Origin of the sequence: Azospirillum sp. HJ39 (assembly GCF_041507355.1) — a bacterium.
Lineage (GTDB): Bacteria > Pseudomonadota > Alphaproteobacteria > Azospirillales > Azospirillaceae > Azospirillum > Azospirillum thiophilum.
This window is the reverse complement of sequence record NZ_CP167909.1, coordinates 511,359-536,420: the sequence shown is the minus strand read 5'-3', so window position 1 is coordinate 536,420 and position 25,062 is coordinate 511,359. Positions and strand designations below refer to the sequence as shown.

Sequence of the window (25,062 nt, the reverse complement as noted above, 5' to 3'; positions counted from 1 at the left end):
AAAAGGTAATTCCCGGTCGCGGCGGGCAACGCGACAATGGCACCGATGATGAATTCTTGGCAGGCTCAATACCGGGGATCGTTCCTGCCATGTCCTCACCCGCCGAAGCCCTTCTGAAGCCTCTGCAGATCAAGCGTTTGACGATCCGTAACCGCGTGATGAGCACGAGCCATGCGCCGGGCTACGGGTCCGAAGGCAAGCCGAAGGAACGCTATCAGCTCTATCACGAGGAAAAGGCCAAAGGCGGCATCGGCCTGACCATGTTCGGCGGCTCCTCCTCGGTCTCTGTGGACAGCCCGGCGGCCCCGTGGAACCAGATTTCCGTCGCCGACGACAGCGTCATTCCCTTCTTCCGCGAATTCTCCGACCGGGTGCACCGCCACGGCGCGGCGCTGATGATCCAGCTGACCCACATGGGCCGGCGCACCCGCTGGGACACCGAGAACTGGCTTCCCACCGTCTCCGCCTCGGCCGCCCGGGAACCGGCGCACCGCAACACGCCGAAGGAGATGGAGGATTTCGACTTCAAGCGGATCATCGCCGATTACGCCGCCGCCGCCCGCCGCTGCAAGGAAGGCGGGCTGGACGGGTTCGAGCTGTCGGCCGCCCACGGGCACCTGATCGACCAGTTCTGGAGCCCCTCGGCCAACCGGCGCAGCGACAAGTACGGCGGCAGCCTGGAAAACCGCATGCGCTTCGGCATCGAGGTGTTCGAGGCGATCCGCGCCGAGGTCGGCGACGATTACGTCATCGGCATGCGCATGTCCGGCGACGAGTTGATCGACGACGGCCTCAGCCATGAGGACTGCATCGCCATCGCCCGCAGCTATGCCGAACGCGGGTTGATCGATTTCGTGAACGTCCTGGGCGGACAGGCGCGCGATCATCTGGCGCATGCCATCTCGCTGCCCAACATGTCCTTTCCGGTCGCCCCCTTCCTGCATCTGGCCAGCGGCATCAAGCGCGAGGCCGGCATCCCCGTCTTCCATGCCCAGCGCGTGACCGACCTCGCCACCGCCGCCCGCGCGGTGGAGGAAGGTCATGTCGACATGGTCGCCATGACCCGTGCCCACATCGCCGACCCGCATCTGGTGCGCAAGCTGATGGAAGGGCGGCTCGACGACGTGCGCCAGTGCGTCGGCGCCGGCTATTGCATCGACCGCATCTATGTCGGCGGCGATGCGCTGTGCATCCAGAACGCCGCCACGGGCCGCGAGCGCAGCATGCCGCACGCGATTCCGAAGGCGGAGTGCAAACGCCGCGTGGTCGTGGTCGGCGGTGGCCCCGGCGGCCTGGAGGCCGCCCGCGTCTGCGCCGAGCGCGGCCATTCGGTCGTCCTGCTCGAACGCAACGCCGCCACCGGCGGGCAGATCGGCATTGCCGCCAAGGCGAGTTGGCGCGAGGCGATGAGCGGCATCACCCGCTGGCTGTCCCAGCAGGTCACCAAGCTGGGCGTCGATGTCCGCCTTGGGGTGGAGGCCGACCGCGCCGCGATCGAGGCCGAGAAGCCCGACGTGGTGATCCTCGCCACCGGCGGCCGTCCCAACCGCGGCGACTTCAAGGGGGCCGATCTGGCGGTGTCGAGCTGGGATGTCCTGACGGGGGCGGTGGAGCCGACAGGAACCGTGCTGATGTATGACGGCACCGGCCAGCATCACGGCGCATCCTGCGCCGAATTCATGGCCAAGCGCGGTGCGCTGGTGGAAATCGCCACCCCCGACCGCATGGTCGCGGAGGAGGTCGGCACCACCAACCAGCCGATCCACCTGCGCGAGCTGTACAAGCTGAACGTGGTGATGACCACCAACCACCGGCTCGTGGAAATCTACCCGGAGGGCAACCGCCGCGTCGCCGTCCTGCGCAACGAATACACCCACGAGGAGGAGGAGCGGCTGGTCGACCAGATCGTGGTGGAACTGGGCACCCTGCCCAACGACGGCCTCTATTTCGATCTGAAGGACCATTCGCTGAACCGCGGTCAATCCGACCTCGACAGCCTGATCGCCGGCCGGCCGCAGCCTGTGCAGGCCAACGGCCATGGCGGCTACACGCTGCACCGCATCGGCGATGCGGTGGCCGGCCGCAATATCCACGCCGCCATCTACGACGCGGCGCGTCTCTGCAAGGACATCTGACACCTCTGTCCCCGCCCAGCGACCCCGGCCCAGCGACCCCGGCCAAGCGACAGGAGCCGTCCGACGTGATCGCCACCGCTCTAACCACCGTCGTCCTTGCCGTCCTCGCCATCGGCGCGGCATTGGCCGCCTGGCAGTCGCGGCGTTGGCTGGCCGGCCGGCCGGCGACGGTCGGCATGGTCGCCGGGCTGCGCGCCCTGCCGGGCCGCTATCTGGTCGATGTCCACCATGTGGTGGGGCGGACGCCGTTCAACGCCCGCTTCCACGCCCTGGTCGCTGGCGGCTTCCTCACGGCTCTTGTGCTGCTGGTCGCCATGGGTATCGCCTTCGGCGGATCGCGCATCCTCTGGCTGTTGCTGGCCGTTGTTCTGGCGGCGATGCTGGCCGGATCCCTGATGGTCTGGCATCGCCGCCGGGTGCTGCGCCCGCGCGAGCTGTCGCAGGGGCGCTTCGCCCGCCTTCCCCTGTCGCTTCTGGGATTCTCCGGCTGCCTGCTGGCGGTGGCTCTCGACCAGTCGCTGGGCGGGGTGATGCCGGAGGCTCCGGCCCTGGTCCTGATCGCGCTTGCCGGGCTGGCGATGGCCGATCTGGTGTGGGGCGTGCGGAAGGGGCCGCTGAAGCACGCGGTGCATGGAGCACTGCATCTGGCCTTTCATCCGCGCCCGGCCCGCTTCCACGACGGCCGGGGACGCGACACCGGGCTGAAGCCGTTGCCGCTCGCTCCGCGGGAGGATGTCGGCACCGTCGAGCCGGGCGCGCTGGGCGTGGAGCGCCCCGTCGATTTCGCCTGGAACCGGCTGCTCGGCTTCGATGCCTGCGTCCAGTGCGGGCGCTGTGAGACGGCCTGCCCGGCCTATGCCGCCGGCTTGCCGCTGAACCCGAAGAAGCTGGTGCAGGATCTGGTCGCCGCCATGGACGGGCAGGCCAGCGACGCCGCCTATGCCGGCAACCCCCATCCCGGCCGCGGCGTGGGCAAGGCCCATGGCGGGGCGGCGCTGCCGCTGATCGGGCCGGATGCGATGATCCATCCCGATACGCTGTGGTCCTGCACCACCTGCCGTGCCTGCGTGCAGGAATGCCCGATGATGATCGAGCATGTGGACGCCGTCGTCGATCTCCGCCGCTTCCAGACGCTGGAACTGGGCGCCACTCCGGCCAAGGCCGCCGTCATGCTGGAGGAGCTGCGCGCCACCGACAATCCCGGCGGCCGTGCGCTCGCCCGGCGCTGGGACTGGGCGGCCGGCCTGCCGCTGCCCCGGCTGCCGGCCGGCGGTTCCTGCGACATGCTGCTCTGGGTCGGCGACGGCGCCTTCGACCTGCGGGTCCAGCGCTCGCTACGGGCGCTCGTCCTGCTGCTGCGCCGCGCCGGGGTGGACTTCGCCGTTCTGGGTGACGAGGAGCTGGACTGCGGCGATGTCGCCCGGCGGCTCGGCGACGAAGCAACCTTCCAGTCGCTGGCCACCCGCAACGTGGCGACGTTGAACGCCCGCCGTTTCACCCGCATCGTCACCGCCGATCCCCACGCGCTGCACACGCTGCGCAACGAATATCCGGCTTTCGGCGGCAGATGGACCGTCGTCCATCACACAGCCCTGCTGCTGGAGCTGATCGCCGGCGGCGCGCTGCCCGTGACCAAACCGCTCGGGCGCAGCGTCACCTTCCACGATCCCTGCTATCTCGGCCGCTACAACGGCGAGATCGAGGCGCCGCGCGCCCTGCTGGACGCCATCGGGCTGGAGCGGCGGGAGATGCCGCGGTCCGGCCTGCGGTCGAGCTGTTGCGGCGGCGGCGGTGGCACCCCGCTGACCGACGTGTCGGGCGAACGCCGCATTCCCGACGTCCGCATGGAGCATGTCCGGGAAACCGGCGCCTCGATGGTCGCCGTCGCCTGCCCCAACTGCGCCCTGATGCTGGAAGGCGTCGTCGGTCCCCGGCCGGACGTGGCGGAGATCGCCGAGCTGGTGCTCGCCGCGACGGAAACCGCCCGATGACCAGCCATCCAATCCGCCGCCGCGTCGATCCCCGGGCCGAACGTGCCGCCCGCACGATCCTGACCGGTCCGCGCCCGCGCCTGCTGCGCCAGGCGGTCGCCGCAACGACCAACGAGCGCCGCCGCGACCCCCGCGCCATCCGCGACGCGGCCCTGGTCCAGCGTCAGCCGCGCCCGCGCTACGACTGGGCGCGCGACGCCGCCTCGGCCGGAACCGCCGCGGCGGTCGGCATTGCCGTCGCCACGGCACCCGCGATCCCGCTGCAGGTGATCGCCGAGCCGGCCTATCTGGTCCTCGCCATGCTCGACCGCCCCGGCGGCGAGGTCAGCGAGCATGACAGGCAGGTCATCGCCGCCGCCCGCCTGCTGGCAGACGCCGGAGGCGGGGCGGTGGTGACCGTCTCCACCGGATCGGGCGAAGTGCTGGCGGAGTCCGGGTCCGACCGCCATGTTTCGCTACCCGACGGCTGGGCCGACGATTACGTGCCGGAACGGCGCGCCGTCGCCGCTTCGGCGCTGATGGGGGCCCTGTCTCCCCGCCACATCCTGTTCCCGGACAGCCCGGATGGAGGCGACGTCGCGCGGCGGGTCGCGGCGGCGACGGGAGAGCGGCTGTTCGCCGGCGTGCAGAGCCTCGGGCCCGACCGGGCAACCCGCCAGTCGGCCGGCGGGACGCTGGAGACCGGATACCGCCCCACCCGGTTGATGACGGTGGCGGCGGACACCTTCGCCCCGCTCGACGGCGTCCGGCACGAAGCCCGGCCGCTCGACCTTGCCACCCCGGTCATGGCCGGGGAGGAGATCCTGCCCCGCCTGGGCGGCGCCCGGCGGCTGGCGGTCGATCCCGACGCCCTGTCGCTGTCGGAAACCGACTTCATCCTCAGCGCCGGCAACGGCGTGACCGACTGGCAGAGCTTCGTCGAGCTGGGCGAGGCGCTGGGCGCCACCCGCGCCGGCAGCCGCGTGGTCTGCGACGCCGGCCATCTGCCGCGCGAACGGCAGGTCGGCGCCTCCGGCACGGTGGTCGGCGCCCGCTGCTACCTTGCCTTCGGCATCGCCGGGGCGCCGCAGCATCTCCAGGGCATCACCGCCGTCCGGCATGTGATCGCCGTCAACACCGACCTCCACGCCGAGATGATCAAGCGCGCCGACCTGTCCATCGTCGCCGATGCCCAGGCCGTCATGCCCGCCCTGATCCGGCTCATCCGGGAGCGCCGCCATGGCTGATGTCTCCACGACTGACATGGCCATGCCTGACGTCGCCGTCCTGCTGTCCATCGGCCGCCATCCCGTCTCCCGCCGCGCCCGCCGCGCCGCCACCGATGCGCAGGCTTTGGACATGGCGCTGGCGCTGCGACCGCGGCGGCTGACCGCGATCCATGCCGGACCGGCCGCCGACGGCGAGGCACTGCGGGCCTATCTCGGCATGGGGCTGGAGCGGCTGACGCTGCTGGTCCTGCCAGAGGGAAGCGATCCGGTCGAACCGCTGATCGCCCATCTGCGCCACCTGGCCCCGTCGCTGGTCCTGACCGGACGGCAGGCCGAGGACGGCGAGGGCAGCGGCATGCTGCCTTACCTGATCGCCCGTGGCCTCGATGCCGCGGTCGTTCCCGATGTGGTGCGGATCGGCCCTGCCGAGGCGCCGGACTTCATGCCGGGCTCGGCGGACCTCGTCCAGGCGCTGCCGCGCGGACAGCGGCGGGCGCTGACCGTCACCGGCCGCTTCGTGGCGACCGTCCATCCCTCCGCCCCGCCCGCCCGCCCGTCCGCCTTCGGGCCGGCCCGGCGGGGCGTCATCGAGCCGCTGGCGGTCCAGGCGGCCGCCGATCTCTTCCTGCCGGACTGCAAGCATCGGCCATGGCGCCCAAAGCCCAAGCTTATACGCATGAAGCGCGGCGGCTCGGCCCTGGACCGGTTGAAGGCGGCGACCGAGGGCAAGAGCGGAAAAGGCCAACTGCTGGTCAACCCGTCAGCCGAAGCGGGAGCGCTGGCCATCTACGACAGCCTTGTCGAACAGGGAATGCTTCCATGAACATGCACAACGATCCTCCCGGAGCCACGGGTCACGCTGTCGCGAAGCCAGGGGAGGCCTGTCGATGAATACGATGATGCGAAGCGCGGTTTCGGCCGGCGGCCCAGCCAGCCTGGGCTTTCCCCGCGGAGCCGCCAGGAGGAGCGCCGGGGACGACGCGGCGATCCGCCTCGAGGTGCGGAACGTCTGCAAAATCTTCTCCGCCGACCCGAAACCCGCGCTGTCGATGCTGCGCAAGGGCGCCAGCAAGGCGGAGGTTCTGGAAAAGCTGAACGTCAATGTCGGGGTGCTGGACGCCAGCTTCCAGGTCCGCGCCGGCGAGATCTTCGTCATCATGGGACTGTCGGGATCCGGCAAATCCACCATGATCCGGCTGCTGAACCGGCTGATCGAGCCCAGCAGCGGCGAAATCCTGCTCGACGGCAAGGATCTCGTCAGCATGTCCAACGCCGAGCTGATCCAGGCCCGCCGCCGCAACATGGGCATGGTCTTCCAATCCTTCGCCCTGATGCCGCATCTGAGCGCGCTGGACAACGCCGCCTTCGGCCTGGAGATCTCCGGCACGTCGAAGGCGGAGCGCCACAAGGCCGCACAGCGCGCACTGGAGCAGGTCGGGCTCGGCGCCTACGCCCATCGCTACCCGCGCGAGATGTCGGGCGGCATGCAGCAGCGCGTCGGCCTCGCCCGGGCACTGGCCAACGACCCGACCATCCTGCTGATGGACGAGGCGTTCTCCGCCCTCGACCCGCTGATCCGCACCGAGATGCAGGACGAACTGCTGCGCCTGCAGCGCGAGCACCAGCGCACCATCGTCTTCATCTCCCACGACCTGGACGAGGCGATGCGCATCGGCGACCGCATCGCCATCATGGAAGGCGGACGCATCGTGCAGATCGGTACGCCGTACGAGATTCTCAGCCGCCCGGCCGACGACTATGTCCGCTCCTTCTTCCGCAACGTCGATGCCTCGAAGGTGCTGCGCGCCGGCGATGTGGCGCGCTTCGAAGCGACCAACACCGTCATCCGCCTGCCCGGCGAACTGGCCCCCGCCCTGCACCAGTTGCGCGAGAATCACCACGGCTTCGGCTATGTCCGCACCCAGGACGGCCATTTCGAAGGCATCGTCTCGCAGGCGACGCTGGAGCGCGAGCTGAGAGGGCCGCAGCCCCGCTTCGTCAACGCCTTCCTGCCCGACGTCCGCACGGTCAACGCCGCGACGCCCGTCCACGCCCTGCTCGCCCTCGTCGCCGACACCGAATGGCCGGTGCCCGTCGTCGATGACGACCGCAACTTCCTCGGCGCCATCTCACGCGCGCTCATGCTCCACACTTTGGTTCGGGGAGATTGACCGATGGACTTCGAAATCAGAATCGGCAAATGGGTCGAGGAACTGGTCGGTTTCATGCTCGACCATTTCCAGTCGACCTTCGACGCGATTGCGATGGTGGTGAACGGCTTCGGCGGTGCCATCGACTTCGTGCTGGTCGGGGCGCCCGCCTGGCTGCTGATCGGGCTGATCGTCGCGACGTCGCTTTGGCGCGTCGGCGCCGGCTTCGCGATCTTCACGGTCGCGTCGCTCCTGCTGATCGCCGGCATGGGGCTGTGGACGGAGACCGCCTCCACCCTGGGCCTGGTCTTGACCTCCACCCTGCTCTGCCTGCTGGTGGGAGTGCCTCTGGGCGTCTGGATGGCGCGCAACCGTGTGGTCGAAAGCATCGTCCGCACCTCGCTGGACTTCATGCAGACGATGCCGGCCTTCGTCTACCTGATCCCGGCCGTTATGTTCTTCGGCCTGGGCCGGGTGCCGGGCATCCTCGCCACCGTGATCTTCGCCATGCCGCCGGCCGTGCGCCTGACGGCACTCGGCATCCAGCAGGTGCCGGCCGAGATCGTGGAGGCCGGCAAGGCATTCGGCTGCCATGACCGTCAGCTTCTGTTCAAGGTGCAGTTGCCGAACGCCCTGCCCTCGATCATGGCCGGGGTGAACCAGACCATGATGATGGCGCTGTCGATGATCGTCATCGCCTCCATGATCGGCGCCGGCGGCCTGGGCAACGTGGTGCTGCAGGGCATCCAGCGCCTGGACATCGCGCTTGGCTTCGAGAGCGGGCTCAGCGTCGTGCTGCTGGCGATCATTCTCGACCGCATCACCCAGAGCTTCGGCCGGACCGCCGCCGCTCCGCGCCCGGCACGCTTTGCGTTCCTGCGGCGATTCCTGCCGGTGCCGGCACGGTGAGCGCGGGGGCACTCCCGGAAGAGGGTGTCGCCACCGCTCTTCCAGGGCGGGCCGCGCCACCTCAGGGGCGGCGTTTGCCGGGCGATGAGCGGAGCGATTATCGGGTGGAGCGGCTGACGGGAGCCGTCCTTGCAGAGCGGCTGGAGGAGCTGGCTGCCCTGCGTCTGACGGTGCTGGGCGAGTTTCCGTTTCTCTATTCCGGATCGGCCGCGTACGAAGAACGCTATCTGTCGGGGTTGGGCAGCCTGCCGGACGGGCTCATCCTGGCCGCCTTCGACCGCAACCGCATGGTCGCGGCCGCCACCGGCGCACCGCTCGACCAGGAACTGGACGCCTTGCGCGACCCCTTCGCCCATGCGGGCCGCGATCCACGCTCGATTTTCTTTTTCGGCGAGGTGGTGGTGCTGCCCTCCCATCGCGGGCGGGGCGTGGGCACCGCCCTGCTCGAGATCGGCGAATTCCATATACGCGAAGCCGGCCGCTTCGCGACCGCCGCCTTCGGCGAGATCGTGCGGGCCACCGACCACCTCCGCCGTCCCAAATCGTACCGGACGCCCGATGCCGCGTGGCGGCGGCTGGGCTATCGGCTGGAGCCGGAAATCGGAGGCACCCTGTCCTGGTGCGACGCCTTCGACCGCGAGGAGACCGCCAAACCCCTTCGCTTCTGGGTCAAGCCCATCATCCCGAGCATCGGAGCGTGACGCATGCCGCAGGACGGCCTTGTCTTCGACCTTCCGGCCGGGGAGAATGCGGGCGGCGATTGCCCGCTGCTGATCCGCGAAATCCCCTACCGCGATCCGGCCGCCGCTTTCGCACCCTGGTCCGGCCAGCCTTTCGCCACCCTGCTGCACAGTGCCGAGGAGGCCGGCGGCCGGGGCCGGTGGAGCATCGTGGCCGTTGACGCCGGACCGCGTCGTCGCCCAGGCCGGCGGAGGAATCGTCGCCGATTCCGATCCCGGCCATGAGCATGACGAGATGACGGTGAAGATCAGCCCGCTTCTGCGCGCGCTGGATGGCGGCTGAGCCGGGGGTCAGGACGCCGACACCGAACGAAGGGTGAGCGACAGGGGGCCGTTCCGGCGCGGCCATTCAACCACGTCGCCGGCCCGTCCGCCCATCAGCGCCTCGCCCAGCGGAGATTGCCAACTGATCCGGCCGGCAGCGGGATCGACCTCCTCCCCACCCACAAGCGTGAATGTCCACCGGCGCCCGCCCTCATCCTCGGCGACGATGACGGAGCCGAAGCCGGCCTCCTCCGCCGAACCGGCCGGGCGCATCACCACCGCGGCGACCAGACGGGCGCGGAACAGGTCGACCCGCCGCTTGGCGCTGCTCATGGCCTGCCGGTCCTCCGGCGCATCGGAGCCCCGAAGTCTCGCAACCTCCGCATCGGCCGCGGCAAGCTCCTCCTGCCAGGCGGCGACGGTGGCGGCTGACACATGCAGGCGGCCGGCGACCTGCGGCAGCGGCCCCTCGGTTTCGGCATCGCTTTCCTTGACGAAGGCACGGCTCATCCCGGGGCCCTCAGCCGAGCAGCGCCATGGCCGCCGCTGGGGCGCAACTGGCGACCCAGCCCTGACCGTGGGCACCGACCACATCGCAGAAATCCCGGTAGGGGCGGGCCAGCCGGGCAGCCACCTCCTTCACGACGGCACGCCCGACGCCGGCCCCGACCACGGGCGCGTCCACCGGCAGGGGCGGCGTTCCGGCCGACAGCACCCGCGAGGCGGCATCGTGGATGCGGCGCAACTGGCGTTCGGTCAGATCTCCGGCCATCGCCCGCCAGACCGCCGGCTCGTAGTCGCCGGCGTCATGCCCGACCATGCGCGCAAGACGGCGCAGGCTGGCCTCGACCGTCTTCGCCCCGTTGTCGGCGGCGGGGTGCTGGTCGGCGGCCTCGTCGAGCCGGCCGAGCACGCGGAAGAGGTCGGCACTGGTGGCGAAATATTCGGCCATCATCGGCAATCGCTCGCCGGCGACCAGCGCGGTGCGCTCCATCGCCATCACCGCCGTGCGGGTCAGGCCTGTATAAAGCAGTTCCTCCACCGCCATGCGTTCATGATCGGTGACGCCGCGCGCCACCACGGCGCCATCCCGTACCGGCACGATGTCCGTGGTGGTGCTGCCCATGTCCACCAGCAGCGCCGCCGGCAGGCGCCGGGCAAGCACGGCGGCGGTCGCCATCCAGTTGGCCGAGGCCACGTCCATCACCCGGCCACGCGCTTCCACAGGTGACAGCAGCCCGCGGCGGCCGGCATAGACACGCAGCCGCCCCTTCGGCAATGCCGCGCCCATGCGGTCGATCAGCGTGTGCACGCCCTGGGCACGGTCCTCGAACAGGTCGACCAGCTCGCCGGTCATCGTCACCACATGGTCGGCGTCGGCCGGCAGGCGCTCCAGCACCGCGGAGAGTGCGGTGTCGAGTTCCGCCAACCCTTGCCAAAGCCGGCAAGGCACCTGCACCGCATCGCATAGCCGGCCGTTCGCCGCCCAGGCTGCCTTCAAGTGGGCGCCGCCGATGTCCCAGCCAACCACGGTCGATCCAAAGGTGTCAGACATTCGCATCCTCCCGGCCGGTGTCGGCCGATCCGGTGTGGAACAGATCCAGGATATGGCCCGCCGGGTTCCAGCCCAGTACCCGCGACAGCCCGGAATAGCCGACGGACAGGCGCGGGTTCACCTCCACCGCCACCGGGCCGTCCGGCCGGTCGATGAGGTCGACGGCGACATAGCCGCGCAGGCCCGGCATCGCGGCGGCAACGGCACGGGCCAGCGGCTCCCAGGCGGAACGGCGGTGGTCCATCGCCCCGACCTCCACGCCATGGAAGGAGAACTTCCCATTCCCTCGCTCCACCTTCTGACGGTTGCAGCCGAGCAGCCGTACCCCGGCGGCATCGTCGACCAGCATGGACAGGCTGCACGCCTCGCCGTCGACCAGCGGCTGGACGATCCAGCGGCCGGCATGCGGCGGCATCCAGGCGGCAACATCGTCGACGATGAAGGTATCGAGGCAGCCGGCGCCATCGTCCGGCTTCACCACATGGCGGGCGGCGGGCGGCGGCGGAGCGCCGAGGGGAACCGTGGGAATGGCCGCAATGCCGTGCCGACCAGCGCCGCGACCATCGCGTCGGCTTCCGCCATCAGGTCGGCCGGAAGCGGCCCGTTGCACAGCGCGCCGCCGGTGACATACTCGCAGACAAGAACCCGACGAAGACTGTTCGCCATGGACATCGTTCCCGTCATCGACCCGCTGGGCGGGCAGGTGGTTCATGCCAAGCAGGGGGAGCGCGACCGCTACCGCCCCATCGAACGCGCGCCGACCTCGACTCGATCCGCGGCGGCGGCCACACTCGCCCCATCGTCGCCGCGCTGCAGGCCCGCTGGCCCTCACGGGCGATCGCCATGACACTGGATCGGGCCGGGTCGGGCGAGGGTCCGATCAGGCGGCGTCCGATCAGGCGGCGGCGAACGGGTGAACCGCGGCGGCCTTGCCGTCCAGCATCTCCTGGGCGGTCGGGCTGCCGGCCACCGCGCGCTTGAGTGCCAGCTTGGTCGCCTCATGGTTGTAGTCCTGGATCTTGCGGTCGTCTTCCGCCTGCCAGTGGATGAAGACGCCGACGGAGATGAAAAGGTCGTCGGCCTCGTCGGCCGGGATGGTGCCGTCCTCGACGCATTCGGCGACCGCCAGGGCGACGGCGCGCTGGGCCGGGCCGAACATCTGCACGGCCTGCTTGGCGTTCTTGATCGTCACCTTGTTGAACATGACGGTGGAGGGCTTGACCATCAGGTTCGGCGCCAGCACGGCCAGCAGGCCGTTCACGCCTTCCTTCTGGTTGGTCAGGGTCTGGCAGAAGGCGGTCTCGGCGGCGCTGCCGCGCGGACCGACGATGAGATCGATGTGGGCGACCTCGTTGCCGTCGCCCACCAGAGCTTCGCCGACCAGAACCTTGTCGATCTTAGGCATTGCGCGTCCCTTGCGGTGGTTGGTTTGATGAAGTTCCGCCGGCCGTCGTCCGGCGGCCACGGTCCGGCAGGCAACTCGCCGGCCAGCCGAAGCACGAACAGGCAGGCCACCGTCAGATCGGCGGACGTGCCCGGATTGAGGCCGCGGCGCTTCAGCGCACGGTCGAAGGCAAGAAGCCGGCGGGCCGCTCCCGAATGGCCGCCAAAGGCGGAACCGACGGCAAGGCGCCGCTCCAGCCGGAAGGCCCGATCCCGCACCCGTTCCGCCACCGCCGCGCCATGCTTGCGGGCGATGTGGGTGTCGGGGTGCAGCGCCATGAAGCCCAGATGGATGGCGCTGGCCGCCTCCGCAGCGCTGGCGCCACGACGCATGGCCAAGCGGCCGCGGGCCACGCCGAAGGTGAAGACGTCGGCGAAGGCGCTGGCATATTGCCGCGCGATCAGGTCGCGGTCGGACGCCGCCGCCATGGCCGCCCGCAGGTCGATACGGGGGGCCTCGGCGACGTCATGCTGCGGGGCCTCCCCCAGCCCGGCAGGCAGCGCCAGGCGGATGGCAGCAAAGGCGCCGCCGGCGTCGGCGACGCCCAGCCCGTCGAGCACCTGCGCCAGCCTCAGCCGCAACGGTTCGCCCTTGTCTCGGCACAGAGCCGCAGCCGCGAGCGGTGCCAGCAGCAGCACGATCCCGAGATTGGTGTTGCAGCCGGCCACTTCCCGCGTCGCCTCGACGGCGCGCAGGATCGCTTCCCCCACCGGTTGGTTGGGCGTGGCGAGAATCGGGGCGATGGCGGCGGCGCTGTCCAGGAACTGCGTCACGCTCATTCCGTGGCCTTCGGCGTGGACGTGGACGTTGCCGGGCTTCAGCGCCATCAACTCGAGCCGGCATGCGGTGAACACCGCCTCCTCCACCAGGGCCCGGCAATGATGTCCAGGCGTCGGCAACGGGGCGCTCATCCGGCCCTCCGCGCTTCAAACGATGCAGGCGAAGCGGAGGCCAGCCGGGCCAGAACCAGATCCGCCAATGCCTGCGCCACATCCACCGGCGTCACCGCCTGGAGACCGCGCCAAGCCGGCATGCTGTTGACCTCCAGCACCAGGAACCGACCGTCGGGCGCGCGGATCACGTCCACCCCGGCATAGTCGGCGCCGACGGCGGCGGCGGCGGCCAGCGCAAGCTCGCCCAACACGCCCGACGGACTGGCCGGATGGCAGCGCGCACCCTGCTTGACGTTGGTGATCCAATGGTCGCCCTGACGGACCATGGCGGCCAGCGGACGCCCGTCCACCACGAAGACGCGCCAATCGAACCAGCCGCCATGCGCGGCACCGACATACTCCTGCAAATGGTAGACGCCGGCGACCTCGTCCGGGCCGGGCAGAGTCATGCCGGGGTCGAGCCGGCGCAGCCCCTTGCCCTGCGATCCGAACAGCGGCTTCAGCACCGCGGTCCGTCCCTCGTCATGGAGGACGGCCAGGATGGATGCCGCCTGGATGGGATCGGCGACGGTCCAGGTCCGCGGGGTCGGCACCCCGGCGGCGGCCAGCCGGAAGGCGTTGGCGCTCTTGTCGACGCAGCGTTCGATGGCCGCGGGGCTATTGGCCACCCTCACCCCGCAATGGGCCAGCGCACGCAGCACGCCCAGCCGCAGCGTGACCTGCTCGAAATTGCCGGCGGAGATGGTGCGGACCAGACAGGCATCGGGCAATCCGCTATCAGAGCCCGGGCCATCGAAACCCGGAACCACCGGCCCGTCCGGACCGAAGCCGCAGGCGCTGAGCGACACCGGAACCGCCTTCGCGCCACGCCGGGAGAAGGCGGCGGGTGTGCCAGTCGGCGCCGTCCACGAAGTTGGCGATGCGGTTCCGTCCCATCGTCCGGTCCCCCTACCCGCCGATCCCGAAGGAGCGGTCGAGCAGCGCCGGAGCGAGCGCTCCCGCACTGAAGCTCCTGCCGCTCCCGAAGGCGGTGACGATCGCGCGGGCCGGGCTGAACAGCATCGGGTCGATCTTGAAGAAATCGCAGCCGCTCGCCGCGAACAGGTCGGCGAAGGGCCGGCCATAGTCGGCGGAGGCCGAGCTGGGAAGGCGGGCCGCCAGATCGGCAGCGTCGTCGTCCGGCCGGTCGACCAGCAGATGGACGGTGCCGCCGAACAGGATGGCATCGTTGGTCCGGCCCATCGCCTGGACGAAATCGCGGCCAGGTGGCGGCAGCGGCGCACAGCCGATGCCGTCGCGCACCCGCTCCAGCGGAAAATGCAGGGCGTGCAGCTTGTACAGCCCCACCTCCAGCACGCGGGCGACGATCTGGACGATGCCGGCCGGACTGCGGGTCGGCGTCAGGATCAGGGTCACGCGCTCGGCCGGCACGCCGCAATCGCGCGCCACCTTCTCCACCACGGACGCCGGCGGCCGCTTGTCCGTCTCCAGCACCAGAACGGCGCGGTCGGCCATGTCGCGATAGCCAAGTTCGGCGAACAGCGGCTCCTTCACCGCCAGGGCGCGGCCGGGGCCGGAGCCCAGTGCCGAGAACCTCTCGCCCGTCAGTCTCCAGCCGGCATATTGGCTGCCCAGGCAGGCCAGGACCGGATCGGCGGCACCGCCCAGGCAGATCTCGGCGATGCGGCGGCCGGCCTCCAGGCTGCCGGGCCGGCCGATGCCGGCATCGATCACGGTGCAGCCGGCCGGATGCTGCTCCACCCCGATCCGCAGCATGGCGGCGTCGGCCACCAGCGCATGCACCAGGGTGGCGGCAAGCCGGTTAACACTGAAGGAAGGGATGACATCGCCGGTGCTCTCCATAGGGCGGGTTTTCTCCACAAGGCCGGCCCGCCGCGCGCAGTCCGTGACGATGCGTTCGAGACGGCTGGACAACCGGCGCCGTGCCTCCGCCTCGTCTCCGCCCCAGGCGGTGACGCTGCACAGCGGCTGTCCTTCTCCAATGGTCCCGCCGGCGCGGGGCAGGTCGGCGCACCAGGGGGCCCAGGCGAAATCCACCGGCACCGTCAGCGCGGTGGCTGCGTAGGCAACCGCCCCGGCGATGACGCCCGGACGTGGTGCTCCCAGGCTCCAGTGGCGTCCGGAAGCCGCATCGAGATGGGCGCGCATCGCACCGCCCAGCCGGTGACGTTCGAGCAGGTCGAGGGTGGCGCCCGGACGCGGGTTGACCTCCAGCACCGTCGCCGATTGCCCATGCGATTGCCCATGGGATTGCCAGTCGACCAGCAGGTCGAGGCTGTTCAGCCCGACCAGCCCGAAGGCCGCTGCGATGCGCCGCGCCGCCTCCGCCAGGCGGTCGGCCAACGGTTGCGGCATCGCCGCCGGCAGCACCGCCCCACCATAGCGAAAGGGCGCGTCGGGCACCGGATCGGCCCATTGACGGCTGATCGCCACCGGCTCGCACCGGCCGGAGCGGTCGGCGATGAAGGCGACGGACACCGCCCGGCCTGGCGCCCGCCGTTGCAGGTAATGGCCACCGGGCAGCGGCCCCCCGCCCCAGGGGAGGATATGCCCGCCCCCGGCCGCACCCGCACGCTTGACCAGCCACTCTTCCGGACCTGCATCATCGGGAACCTCCGTCCGCATTTCCGGATGCGAGATGCCCAGTTCCTCAAGTCCCAGCGTCGCCAGCCGTGCGGCGAAACCGGACGGATCCTTGACCGCCCGCACCACATCCGGCCCATTGCCGAGCAGGCGGTAGGGACCGGCCCGCATCAGGGCGGCCAGCAGGGCGGGCGCCTGTTCGAATCCCGGTCCGACGATCAGGCCGCTGCCCGGCGGCGCCAGCGCACGGCCGGCGGCGATCAGCGCACCCGGGTCGAATCCGGCGGCCGGATCGCCCGCCACGCGGCGGGCTGGCACCGGCACGTCAGCGTCGCCGAACTGGTCCAGGGTCGCCACGGCGGCCCTTGTGCGCGCAACCGCCTGGGCGATGGCACGGCCCGACAGTGCGGCGACAAGGATCAGGCCGCTTTGCGGCATTGGGCGCGGGCCAGGGCGAAGGCGTCGTCGAATGACAGATAGACCGGCTTCGTCGCCTCGCGCATCGCCTTGAACAGGCCATGCTGGGTCTTGAACTTCACGTTTCCGATGGCGAGTGCGCCGATGCCGACCGCATCGGTCCCGTCGATGGAAACACCGTCGCTGAAGGCATCCACCCCCTCCACGCCGGCCGGCGGCACCGCATTGACGTCTGCCACCACCCGCACCGAGGAAGCGGCGGCGATCTGCGCCCGGCTGAGCACCCGCACGCCGGCGCGGGCGGCCGCCATCACCACGTCGATTTCCTCCAGGATGGCGGCTTTGCGCGCGTCGGTCGAACCGTCCACCGCCCCCAGCGTCACGCCGAACCGCGCATGGTAGGACTCCGCCCGCTCGGCGACGGACGCCGCACCGTCATGGCCGACCAGCCGCACGGAGGCTCCGGCGCGCGCCGCCAGCACCGCCGCGACACCGCCGACCGGCCCCTTGCCACCGAACACCGCGACCCGCGCCCCGGCGAGCCCCATCCCGGCCTTCTCAAGCTGGACCTCGATCTTCGCGATCATCGCCGCAGCGGCGGCCGCGTCTGCGACCCGACCGGGGCTCCCGGGACCGCAGACGGCGGCACCCTCCGCGAGCCCACACGCGACCTGCATCTGAAGGACGGCCGCATCGCGGCGACTCCTCCGGATGGTGCCCGCATCGCGGAAGTGGTCGATCTCGACGGCCGCATCGTCATGGCCGGCGCCATCGACATCCACAGCCACATCGGCGGTGGCAAAGTGAACCTCGCCCGCCTGCTTCTTCCGGAGGAGCATCGCGAGCATGGCAGCGGCCCGGATGGGCTGCGCCGCTCCGGCAGCGGCCTGTTCACACCGTCCAGCTTCGTCACCGGCTACCGCTATGCCGAGATGGGCTACACGGCGGCCTTCGAGCCGGCGATGCTGCCGTCCAACGCGCGCCACACCCATCTGGAGCTTGCCGACGTCCCGATCGTCGATAAGGGCTGCTACGCCGTCCTCGGCAACGACGATTTCCTGCTGGAACGGCTGGCCGCCGGGGCGACGCAGTCGGAGGTCAACGACTATGTCGCCTGGATCCTGCACGCCACCCAGGCGGTCGGCGTCAAGGTGGTGAACCCCGGCGGCATCAGCGCCTTCAAGTTCAACCGGCGCCGCCTGGAGCTGGACGAGGCACATCCCCATTACGGGATCACGCCGCGCCGCATCCTGACCACACTGGCCACCGCGCTGTCCGACCTGGGGGTGCCGTATCCGCTGCACATCCACTGCAACAATCCGGGAATCCCCGGCAACGAATCGGTGACGCGCGACACCATCGCCGCGCTCGACGGCCTGCCCGCCCATTTGACCCACCTGCATTTCCACAGCTACGGAACGGAGGGCGACCGCCGCTTCTCCTCGGCCGCCGCCGAGATCGCCGAAGCGGTGAACCGCAGCCCGAACATCTCGGTCGATGTCGGCCAGATCGTCTTCGGCCAGACCATCACCGCGTCGGCCGACATCATGTCGCAGTTCCGCAACAGCAGCCTCGCCAGCCCGCGCAAATGGGTGTGCACCGACATCGAATGCGACGGCGGCTGTGGGCTGGTGCCGTTCCGCTACCGCGACAAGGCGTTCGTCAACGCCCTGCAATGGGCGATCGGGCTGGAGCTTTTCCTGCTGATCGAGGATCCCTGGTGGGTCTATCTGACCACCGACCATCCCAATGGCGGCCCCTTCACCAGCTATCCGCACCTGATCCGGCTGCTGATGGACCGCAGCTTCCGCAACGACCAGCTGGCGCGGATCGACCCCGATGCCGCTGCACACAGCCGGCTCGGCTCCATCGACCGCGAATATACGCTGGAGGAGATCGCCATCATGGCCCGCGCCGGCCCCGCCCGCGTGCTGGGGCTGCGCGACCGCGGCCATCTGCGCCCCGGCGCCGTCGCCGACGTGGTGGTGTATGACGACCTGCCCGACCGCGAGGCGATGTTCGCCGCCCCCGCGTGGGTGTTCAAGAACGGCCGGCCGGTGGCGCGGAACGGACAGCTGACCGCCACCGGCTGGGGCGACACCATCGTCGTCCGGCCGGAGTTCGATCCCGCCATCGAACGGCGGCTGAAGCCATGGTTCGAGGATCACCAGACCGTGCGGCTCGGCAACTTCCGCATCGCGGACGCGGAGATCCTCGACCACGGCCGCGGCGGGCTGTCCATCGTTCCGGCCCTGACGACGTCCGGCTCATGCTTCTGAACGGCATCCACATCGAGAACACCTATGCCGAGGCCTTCGACATGAAGGCGACCCGGCTGATCGTGACCGCCGACACCCTGGCCTGGGCACGCCATGCCGGCATGGCGGCGACGGGATTCGCCACCTCGGTCATCGCCTGCGGCTGCGAATCCGGGATCGAACGGGAATTGTCGCCGGAAGAGACGCCGGACGGGCGTCCCGGCGTCGCCCTGCTGTTCTTCGCCATCGGGCGCAGCGTGCTGGGAAAGCAGGTGGAGACCCGCCTCGGCCAGTGCATCCTGACCTGTCCCGGCACCGCCTGCTTCGCCGGCGTACCGCGCGGAGCCCGGGAGGACCTGATCCCGCTGGGCCGGAAGCTGCGCTATTTCGGCGATGGGCAGCAGATGTCGAAGCTGCTGGACGGCCGGCGTTACTGGCGCATCCCGGTGATGGACGGCGAATTCCTGTGCGAGGAATCGAGCCGGAGCGTTCCTGCGGTCGGCGGCGGCAATCTGCTGATCCTCGCCGATGCCCGGATGGCCGCGCTGGAGGCGGCGGAAGCGGCGGCGGACGCCATGCGTGCCGTGCCCAACGTGGTGCTGCCGTTCCCCGGCGGGGTCGTCCGCTCCGGCATCTGGGGCGTCACCGCCGGCAATTACGGCGGCAAGCTGGGCCGTCACCATTTCCACCTTAACGGGCTGCTGCCATGAGCGTGCTGTGCTTGCGTCTGAAAGGCCCGCTGACCGGCCGGGTCGATGCCTCTCCCCTGCTGCCGCACCGGCTGGCGGAGCTGACCATGACGGAGATCGCCGCCTTGCCGCTGCGGCTCGGTCGCGGCCACATCGCCGTGGGCGACCTGTTCGATCTGTCGGGAAGCCCCGGCGGCGCCATCGAACTGGAGGGCGACGACCGGCTCGACTTCGTCGGTGCGGGACTGGCCGGCGGCGCCATCCAGGTCGCCGGACCGGTCGGCCACCGCGCCGGCACCGGCATGAGCGGCGGCGTCCTGACCATCGAAGGCGATGCCGACGACGAGTTGGGTGGCGCCCTGCCCGGCGGGCGGTCTGGGATGACCGGCGGACGGATCTTGCTCCAGGGCAGATGCGGCTACCGCGTCGGCGAACGCATGCGCCGCGGACTGATCGCCGTCGGCGGCGATGCCGGCGGCTACGCCGCACTGCACATGAATGCCGGCAGCCTGCCGATCGGCGGAAAACCGGGGACGGCCACGGGCCACGGCATGCGAAACGGGACCATCCTGTTCCGCGGTGAGATCGATCCGCTGCCGGGGTTCGCAGACTGCGGCCTCAACCAGCTGCCTTTCCTGTCGGTCCTGGACAAGCACCTGTCCGAACTGGGCGGGGTTCCGTCTTCTTGCCGGGGCATGACCGGACGGGTGCGCCGCTTGCTGGGCGACCGCGGATTCGGCGGACGCGGCGAGTTGCTGGCCTGCCTTTGAAAGCTCCCGCCCCCCGAATTCTTCCGGCAGCATCCATAGGGGGACGCGGGGCTACCCCACCGGATGGGCTGCCGTTCTCCCATATGGATGGTTTGCGCAAAAAACAATCCCGACTCGATCAACGTCGTGCTCCTTCAAGAATAATGTCCGCTTTGTTCAATGTGACCGGGCCGCATCCTGCGTAGGCTGCTTGTCATAAAAATTAGATGGTGCGGAAATGAAATGACCGCCCGCCCATCCGAACGTGGCTTCAGAACGGAACAAGGCCGCGGGAAAACAGCGTGTTCGCCGACCATTCGCGACCCACGAAGATACGAACAGGAAAGCGGAAGAGGGGCACGGGACAATGAAGTGCATCGAACAGCAATCCGGCGTTTCCACGGTCGACACCATCGGATTTCTCCTGGTGCCTGACTTCTCCATGATCGCATTCACCGCGGCGGTGGAGCCTCTCCGCCTTGCCAATCACATCAGCGGAAAGGAACTCTATCGCTGGGTGCTGCTCTCCCCGAAGGGCGGTATCCAGCGGGCCAGCAATGGCATCGGGATCTGCGTCGATCACGCCATCGCCGACGCTCCCCCGCTGTCCACCGTGATGCTGTGCAGCGGCATCGGAGGCCACTGGTACGAGGATCGGGCGATGTTCTCGTGGATGCGGCGTTCGGCGGCCCAGGGGATCGCCTTCGGCGCCCTGTGCACGGCCAGCCATATCCTGGCCCGGGCCGGCCTGCTGGACGGCTACCGCTGCACCATCCATTGGGAGAATATGGCCGGTTTCGCCGAGACCTTCCCAGAGATCGAGGCGACCGGCGAGCTGTTCACGATCGACCGCAACCGCTTCACCTGCGCTGGCGGCACCGCCGCCACCGACATGATGCTGCACCTGATCGCCGCCCGTCATGGCGAAAAGCTGGCGATGGACATCGCCGAGCAGCTACTGCACACCAAGATCCGCGCCGGGAGCATCCGCCAGCAGGAGGAGTTGCAGGCCAATCCAGTGCTGGACCACGAGGATCTCAACGCCGCCGTGGCGGTGATGCAGGCCAACATCGAAGAACCGCTGGATCTGCTGACGCTCGCCGAGGAGCTGGGCCAGTCCCGCCGAAATCTGGAGCGGCTGTTCCGCAAATACATGAACTGCTCGCCGGCCAAATACTATCTCGGCCTGCGGATGAAGCGGGCGCGACAGCTGCTGTGCCAGACACGCATGTCGGTCATGGAGGTGTCGATCAGCTGCGGCTTCATTTCCGCGACCCATTTCAGCAAATGCTACCGCGATCATTTCGGCATCGCACCGCGCAGCGACCGTCAGAACCAGCGGCACAGCCCGCTTGCCGCCGCGCACGAGTTCGCCAGCCTGACCTGATGCCGCACTTGGCGCCTCGGCATAGGGCAGGGCCGGCTCCGGGAATTCATGCGGGCGACGGCGGAAAACGCCAATAAGGTGTCGCATCCAAACAGGTGCCGCCCCTTGGATGCCGGTAGGGTTCAAAACGGCCTGTCTTACACCCAGTCCGTGTTTGATCCCGCCGGAGAACTGCCAGGAGGATGGCACCGATGCTCGAAACGATCCTTTCCGCCCAATGCGCGCGCGGCATGGCCGCCGACTCCGGGCTGTCCGCCATCCCCTCCGGCCTGTACGAGCTGTTCCTGGAGAATGTCGTCCTGCCCTGCCGGATCGGCGTCTTCGATTACGAGCGCGACGCGCCTCAGCGGGTGCGCATTGACCTGTCGCTGAAGGTGCGCCAGGACGGGGCCCAGTTCTCCGACGATATCGGCGACGTGCTGTCCTACGACGATCTACTGTCGGGGCTGAAGCGGATCCTGATGGACGAGCACACCAATCTGGTCGAGATGCTGGCGGAGAAGATCGCCTGCATGTGTCTGGCCCACGAACAGGTGCAGTCGGCCCGCGTGTCGGTAGCGAAGCTGGACATCTACGACGGGGTCGCGGTTCCCGGCATCCGGCTGGAGCGGATGCGCGAGCAACCGGCAGGTCCGTTCCTGCCGGCGTCACGCCGCATGATTGCCATGGCCGACCGCATGGCCGACCGGCGGATTTGACCCGATGACGGCAACCGCATCGCCTGAAGACGGATCGCCAGACGCCTCGGCACGGCCCTGGGTGATCAAAATCGGCGGCAGCCTGTCGGATTGGCACCGGTTGGGAACCTGGCTGGACCTGATCGCCCGCCCCGGCCATCTCCATCCCGTGGTCGTCGTGCCGGGCGGCGGCCCCTTCGCCGATGCCGTGCGCGACGCCCAGGACAACTGGCGCTTCGACGACCGGCTCGCCCACCGCATGGCCCTCTTGGCGATGGAACAGTTCGGGCTGATGCTGCACGGCATCTGCCCGACCCTGCAAACGGCGGCGACGCGCGGGCAGCTGCGCTCGCTGATCCGGGCGCGGATGCCGGCGGTTTGGCTGCCGTCCGCCATGGCGCTCGACCAGCCCGAGATCGCGGAAAGCTGGGATGTCACCTCGGACAGTCTCGCGGCATGGCTGGCGGTGGAGTTGGATGCGGCGGCGCTGGTTCTGGTCAAGTCGGGACCCTGCCCTTGTGCTGCGACCGACGCGGCGGCACTGGCCCGCGACGGGCTGGTCGACGCGGCTTTCCCGCTCTGGCGCGCGCGTTTCGCCGGCGAGAGCTGGTGCATCCATCGCGACAATCACATCCTGATGGCTGAGGCGCTGGCGGGCCGCGGCAATCCCGGCTGCGTCCTTCTGCGCAGCCCCGAGGTGGAACCTCTGCCGGGCGTTCGGGCATGAATGAGATCTCAGCTCCTCCCGCTCCGCCACGGCTGGCCTGGGCGCTGACCGGATCCGGCCATTGCATCAAGGAGACGCTCGACCTGATGGCGCGTCTGGCGCCGCTCGACGTCTTCCTGAGCAAGGCGGCCGAGGAGGTCATGCGCATGTACCGCCGCCGCGACGGCAACTTTCCCCCGGCACCTGCCTGTTCCGCGACCGTGCCGCCAGTGCGCCGCAGATCGGGCGCTTCTATTTCGGCGAATACCACACGCTGGTGGTCGGGCCGGCCACCTCGAACACGGTCGCCAAATGCGTGTAGGGCATCTCCGACACGCTGCCGACCAACGCCTTCGCCCAAGCCGGCAAATGCCGGGTGCCCTGCATCGTCTTCGCCTGCGACACCGCGCCGGAGATGACGACCGAGGCGCCGCACGGCATGGTGCCGGTCTATCCCCGGCGCATCGACCTGGAGAATGTCGAACGGCTGCGCGGGTTCGAGGCGACCACCGTCGTCGAAACCGTTCCCGAACTCGAAGCGGCCCTGTCGGTGCGTTTGGGAGAGCGCGCCTCGAATGTCTGACCACCTCGTTTTCGTGACCGGAAAGCTGGCGGAACCGCGCCTTCGGGCGGTGCTCGACGGGATGGCATCCTCACCCTTCAGCTTCGACGTGGTGCAGATCGGCGTCAGCGTTGCCGCCCTGATGACCGAGGAGTTGATCAGGCGACGCCTTCCGCCCCCGGCAGCGGGATCACGGGTGATCCTGCCCGGCCGGACCCGCTGCGACCTGACAGCATTGTCCGGGCATTTCGGCGTCGCCTTCGAACGCGGGCCGGAGGAACTGCGCGACATTCCCGCCTATCTCGGCGGGCGGACGGTACGGACCGACCTGTCCCGCCATGCGGTGCGGATCTTCGCCGAGATCGTCGACGCCCCCCATCGCTCCATCGACAATCTGCTGGAGGCCGCCGCAGGGCTGCGCCGTGACGGTGCCGACGTGATCGACCTCGGCTGCCATCCCGGCGAACGGTTCGACGGGCTGGAGCTTGCGGTTGCCGCGCTGGTCGCCGCCGGCCATACCGTCAGCGTCGACAGCGCCGACCCCGAAGAGCTGCTGCGCGGAGCGGCGGCCGGCGCCTCCTACCTGCTCAGCCTCGACGAGGACACGCTGTGGGTGCTGGACCGGACGGCCGCGACCCCGATCCTGATCCCGGCCAAGCCGCGCGACCTTGGCTCCCTATGCCGCGCCGTCGACCGGCTGCGGACATCGGGCCATCACTTCCTCGCCGATCCGGTGCTGGACCCCATCCATTTCGGTTTCACCGAGTCGGTGGTGCGCTATCGCTCCCTGCGCCGGCGCTACCCCGACATCGAGATCCTGATGGGCATCGGCAACCTGACCGAGCTGACCGACGCCGACACCACCGGCACCACGGCCCTGCTGATGGGCATGGTGTCGGAACTGTCGATCGGCGCCGTCCTCACCCTCCAGGTCAGCCCACACGCCCGCACCGCCGTGCGCGAGGCCGACCGTGCGCGACGGATCATGCAGGCCGCCTCGGAAAGCGGCAGCCCGCCCAAGGGCATCGACGACGGGCTGATGGCTCTGCACGACCGCCGCCCCTTCTCCGGCACCCCGGCCGAGATCGCTGAGACAGCCCGCGGCATCCGCGACCCCTCCTTCCGGGTGGAGAAACCATCGTCACCACGCTGGGCACCGACGGAACCCCGCACATCGCTCCTTTCGGCATCGCCCGGACCGGCGACGATCTGGTGATCGCCCCGTTCCGTCCCTCCGTCACGCTCAACGCGCTGGAGGCAACCGGCCGGGCTGTGGTCAACCTCACCGACGACGCGCGGCTGTTCGCCGGCTGCCTGACCGGACGGCGGAACTGGCCGCTGGTGCCGGCCACCACCATCGCCGGCGTGCGTCTGGCAACCAGCCTCGCCCACTGGGAAGTGGAGGTGGTGCGGGTCGAGGCCGATCCGGTGCGCCCGCGCTTCCATTGCCGGAGCGTCCATGAAGTGACACATGGGCCGTATGCCAGTCACAACCGTGCCGCCGCAGCCGTGATCGAGGCGGCGATCCTGTGCAGCCGCCTGTACCTGCTGCCGTGGGAGAAGGTGGAGCGGGAAATGGCCTACCTTGCCACAGCCGTCGAGAAGACCGCCGGGATGCGGGAGCGGGAAGCCTGGGGCTGGCTGTGCGACCGGGTGGCGGCTTTCCGGGCTGAAGGACGCACTCGTACTTCATCGATCGCCACAGCCGTTCGATGAAGACGTTG

Annotated in this window: 26 protein-coding genes; 17 read left to right on the top strand and 9 right to left on the bottom strand. The window is 69.6% G+C overall.

Annotation, left to right across the window (positions count from 1 at the left end; all coding sequences use genetic code 11):
• Nucleotides 1-89: 89 nt before the first annotated feature.
• The 8 genes from ABMY26_RS09865 to ABMY26_RS09830 all read left to right on the top strand — a co-directional run bounded on the left by ABMY26_RS09865 (nucleotide 90) and on the right by ABMY26_RS09830 (nucleotide 9,416).
• Nucleotides 90-2,135, top strand: a complete 2,046-nt coding sequence (locus tag ABMY26_RS09865) for an FAD-dependent oxidoreductase (RefSeq protein WP_372395516.1) — start codon at nucleotides 90-92, stop codon at nucleotides 2,133-2,135.
• A gap of 65 nt (nucleotides 2,136-2,200) precedes the next feature.
• Nucleotides 2,201-4,126 (top strand): (Fe-S)-binding protein, encoded by a 1,926-nt coding sequence (locus ABMY26_RS09860; protein ID WP_372395515.1) that lies wholly within the window; start codon nucleotides 2,201-2,203, stop codon nucleotides 4,124-4,126.
• The gene (locus tag ABMY26_RS09855) at nucleotides 4,123-5,352 is read left to right on the top strand and encodes an electron transfer flavoprotein subunit alpha/FixB family protein (protein WP_372395514.1); all 1,230 of its coding nucleotides are present in this window, start codon (nucleotides 4,123-4,125) and stop codon (nucleotides 5,350-5,352) included. The genes ABMY26_RS09860 and ABMY26_RS09855 overlap by 4 nt, the downstream gene beginning before the upstream one ends.
• Nucleotides 5,345-6,157: an electron transfer flavoprotein subunit beta gene (locus ABMY26_RS09850; RefSeq protein WP_372395513.1), complete on the top strand. Its 813-nt coding sequence runs from the start codon at nucleotides 5,345-5,347 to the stop codon at nucleotides 6,155-6,157. Before ABMY26_RS09855 ends, ABMY26_RS09850 begins: the two co-directional genes overlap by 8 nt.
• Nucleotides 6,158-6,221: 64 nt before the next feature.
• Nucleotides 6,222-7,505, top strand: a complete 1,284-nt coding sequence (gene proV / locus ABMY26_RS09845; RefSeq protein WP_372395512.1) for a glycine betaine/L-proline ABC transporter ATP-binding protein ProV — start codon at nucleotides 6,222-6,224, stop codon at nucleotides 7,503-7,505.
• Nucleotides 7,506-7,508: 3 nt separating this feature from the next.
• Nucleotides 7,509-8,393: an ABC transporter permease gene (locus tag ABMY26_RS09840; RefSeq protein WP_372395511.1), complete on the top strand. Its 885-nt coding sequence runs from the start codon at nucleotides 7,509-7,511 to the stop codon at nucleotides 8,391-8,393.
• Between the two features lie 104 nt (nucleotides 8,394-8,497).
• On the top strand, nucleotides 8,498-9,094 hold the full coding sequence (locus tag ABMY26_RS09835) for a GNAT family N-acetyltransferase (protein ID WP_372395510.1): 597 nt from the start codon (nucleotides 8,498-8,500) through the stop codon (nucleotides 9,092-9,094).
• A 196-nt stretch (nucleotides 9,095-9,290) separates the two neighbouring features.
• Nucleotides 9,291-9,416, top strand: coding sequence for a hypothetical protein (locus tag ABMY26_RS09830; RefSeq protein WP_372395509.1), 126 nt, complete (start codon nucleotides 9,291-9,293; stop codon nucleotides 9,414-9,416).
• A gap of 8 nt (nucleotides 9,417-9,424) precedes the next feature.
• On the opposite strand, the gene ABMY26_RS09825 is transcribed toward ABMY26_RS09830, so the two are convergent.
• The 9 genes from ABMY26_RS09825 to ABMY26_RS09785 form a co-directional block, all read right to left on the bottom strand.
• Nucleotides 9,425-9,907, bottom strand: a complete 483-nt coding sequence (locus ABMY26_RS09825; protein ID WP_372395508.1) for a GreA/GreB family elongation factor — start codon at nucleotides 9,905-9,907, stop codon at nucleotides 9,425-9,427.
• Nucleotides 9,908-9,917: 10 nt separating this feature from the next.
• Complete coding sequence (locus tag ABMY26_RS09820; protein ID WP_372395507.1) at nucleotides 9,918-10,952, bottom strand: hydantoinase/oxoprolinase family protein; 1,035 nt, start codon at nucleotides 10,950-10,952, stop codon at nucleotides 9,918-9,920.
• Nucleotides 10,945-11,430 (bottom strand): ATP-grasp domain-containing protein, encoded by a 486-nt coding sequence (locus ABMY26_RS09815; RefSeq protein ID WP_372395506.1) that lies wholly within the window; start codon nucleotides 11,428-11,430, stop codon nucleotides 10,945-10,947. The genes ABMY26_RS09820 and ABMY26_RS09815 overlap by 8 nt, the downstream gene beginning before the upstream one ends.
• Nucleotides 11,427-11,618: a hypothetical protein gene (locus ABMY26_RS09810; protein WP_372395505.1), complete on the bottom strand. Its 192-nt coding sequence runs from the start codon at nucleotides 11,616-11,618 to the stop codon at nucleotides 11,427-11,429. Before ABMY26_RS09810 ends, ABMY26_RS09815 begins: the two co-directional genes overlap by 4 nt.
• A gap of 229 nt (nucleotides 11,619-11,847) precedes the next feature.
• A complete protein-coding gene (gene fae, locus ABMY26_RS09805; protein ID WP_372395940.1) occupies nucleotides 11,848-12,348 on the bottom strand; it encodes a formaldehyde-activating enzyme in 501 nt (166 codons plus the stop codon).
• Nucleotides 12,231-13,307 carry a triphosphoribosyl-dephospho-CoA synthase gene (locus ABMY26_RS09800; RefSeq protein WP_372395504.1) on the bottom strand — a complete coding sequence of 359 codons (1,077 nt, stop codon included), beginning with the start codon at nucleotides 13,305-13,307 and terminating at the stop codon, nucleotides 12,231-12,233. Before ABMY26_RS09800 ends, fae begins: the two co-directional genes overlap by 118 nt.
• On the bottom strand, nucleotides 13,304-14,137 hold the full coding sequence (locus ABMY26_RS09795) for a RimK family alpha-L-glutamate ligase (protein ID WP_372395503.1): 834 nt from the start codon (nucleotides 14,135-14,137) through the stop codon (nucleotides 13,304-13,306). The genes ABMY26_RS09800 and ABMY26_RS09795 overlap by 4 nt, the downstream gene beginning before the upstream one ends.
• A 100-nt stretch (nucleotides 14,138-14,237) precedes the next feature.
• Nucleotides 14,238-16,331 (bottom strand): methenyltetrahydromethanopterin cyclohydrolase, encoded by a 2,094-nt coding sequence (gene mch, locus ABMY26_RS09790; RefSeq protein ID WP_372395502.1) that lies wholly within the window; start codon nucleotides 16,329-16,331, stop codon nucleotides 14,238-14,240.
• Nucleotides 16,313-16,765, bottom strand: coding sequence for a hypothetical protein (locus ABMY26_RS09785; RefSeq protein ID WP_372395501.1), 453 nt, complete (start codon nucleotides 16,763-16,765; stop codon nucleotides 16,313-16,315). Before ABMY26_RS09785 ends, mch begins: the two co-directional genes overlap by 19 nt.
• Here ABMY26_RS09785 and ABMY26_RS09780 point away from each other — a divergent pair.
• The 9 genes from ABMY26_RS09780 (at nucleotide 16,748) to ABMY26_RS09740 (ending at nucleotide 25,054) form a co-directional block, all read left to right on the top strand.
• The gene (locus ABMY26_RS09780) at nucleotides 16,748-18,589 is read left to right on the top strand and encodes a formylmethanofuran dehydrogenase subunit A (protein ID WP_372395500.1); all 1,842 of its coding nucleotides are present in this window, start codon (nucleotides 16,748-16,750) and stop codon (nucleotides 18,587-18,589) included. The two genes, ABMY26_RS09785 and ABMY26_RS09780, sit on opposite strands and share 18 nt — an antisense overlap.
• On the top strand, nucleotides 18,580-19,278 hold the full coding sequence (gene fhcD / locus ABMY26_RS09775) for a formylmethanofuran--tetrahydromethanopterin N-formyltransferase (protein ID WP_372395499.1): 699 nt from the start codon (nucleotides 18,580-18,582) through the stop codon (nucleotides 19,276-19,278). The genes ABMY26_RS09780 and fhcD overlap by 10 nt, the downstream gene beginning before the upstream one ends.
• The gene (locus ABMY26_RS09770) at nucleotides 19,275-20,027 is read left to right on the top strand and encodes a formylmethanofuran dehydrogenase subunit C (protein WP_372395498.1); all 753 of its coding nucleotides are present in this window, start codon (nucleotides 19,275-19,277) and stop codon (nucleotides 20,025-20,027) included. The genes fhcD and ABMY26_RS09770 overlap by 4 nt, the downstream gene beginning before the upstream one ends.
• A 346-nt stretch (nucleotides 20,028-20,373) precedes the next feature.
• The gene (locus ABMY26_RS09765) at nucleotides 20,374-21,393 is read left to right on the top strand and encodes a GlxA family transcriptional regulator (protein ID WP_372395497.1); all 1,020 of its coding nucleotides are present in this window, start codon (nucleotides 20,374-20,376) and stop codon (nucleotides 21,391-21,393) included.
• A 191-nt stretch (nucleotides 21,394-21,584) separates the two neighbouring features.
• Nucleotides 21,585-22,091, top strand: coding sequence for a dihydroneopterin aldolase (locus tag ABMY26_RS09760; RefSeq protein WP_372395496.1), 507 nt, complete (start codon nucleotides 21,585-21,587; stop codon nucleotides 22,089-22,091).
• 4 nt (nucleotides 22,092-22,095) lie between these two features.
• Entirely contained in the window at nucleotides 22,096-22,797 is a 702-nt protein-coding gene (locus ABMY26_RS09755; RefSeq protein ID WP_372395495.1) for a uridylate kinase, read from the top strand.
• A 355-nt stretch (nucleotides 22,798-23,152) separates the two neighbouring features.
• Complete coding sequence (locus ABMY26_RS09750) at nucleotides 23,153-23,359, top strand: hypothetical protein (RefSeq protein ID WP_372395494.1); 207 nt, start codon at nucleotides 23,153-23,155, stop codon at nucleotides 23,357-23,359.
• Nucleotides 23,352-24,554: a DUF6513 domain-containing protein gene (locus ABMY26_RS09745; protein ID WP_372395493.1), complete on the top strand. Its 1,203-nt coding sequence runs from the start codon at nucleotides 23,352-23,354 to the stop codon at nucleotides 24,552-24,554. The genes ABMY26_RS09750 and ABMY26_RS09745 overlap by 8 nt, the downstream gene beginning before the upstream one ends.
• The gene (locus ABMY26_RS09740) at nucleotides 24,476-25,054 is read left to right on the top strand and encodes a DUF447 domain-containing protein (protein ID WP_372395939.1); all 579 of its coding nucleotides are present in this window, start codon (nucleotides 24,476-24,478) and stop codon (nucleotides 25,052-25,054) included. The genes ABMY26_RS09745 and ABMY26_RS09740 overlap by 79 nt, the downstream gene beginning before the upstream one ends.
• Nucleotides 25,055-25,062 lie beyond the last annotated feature (8 nt).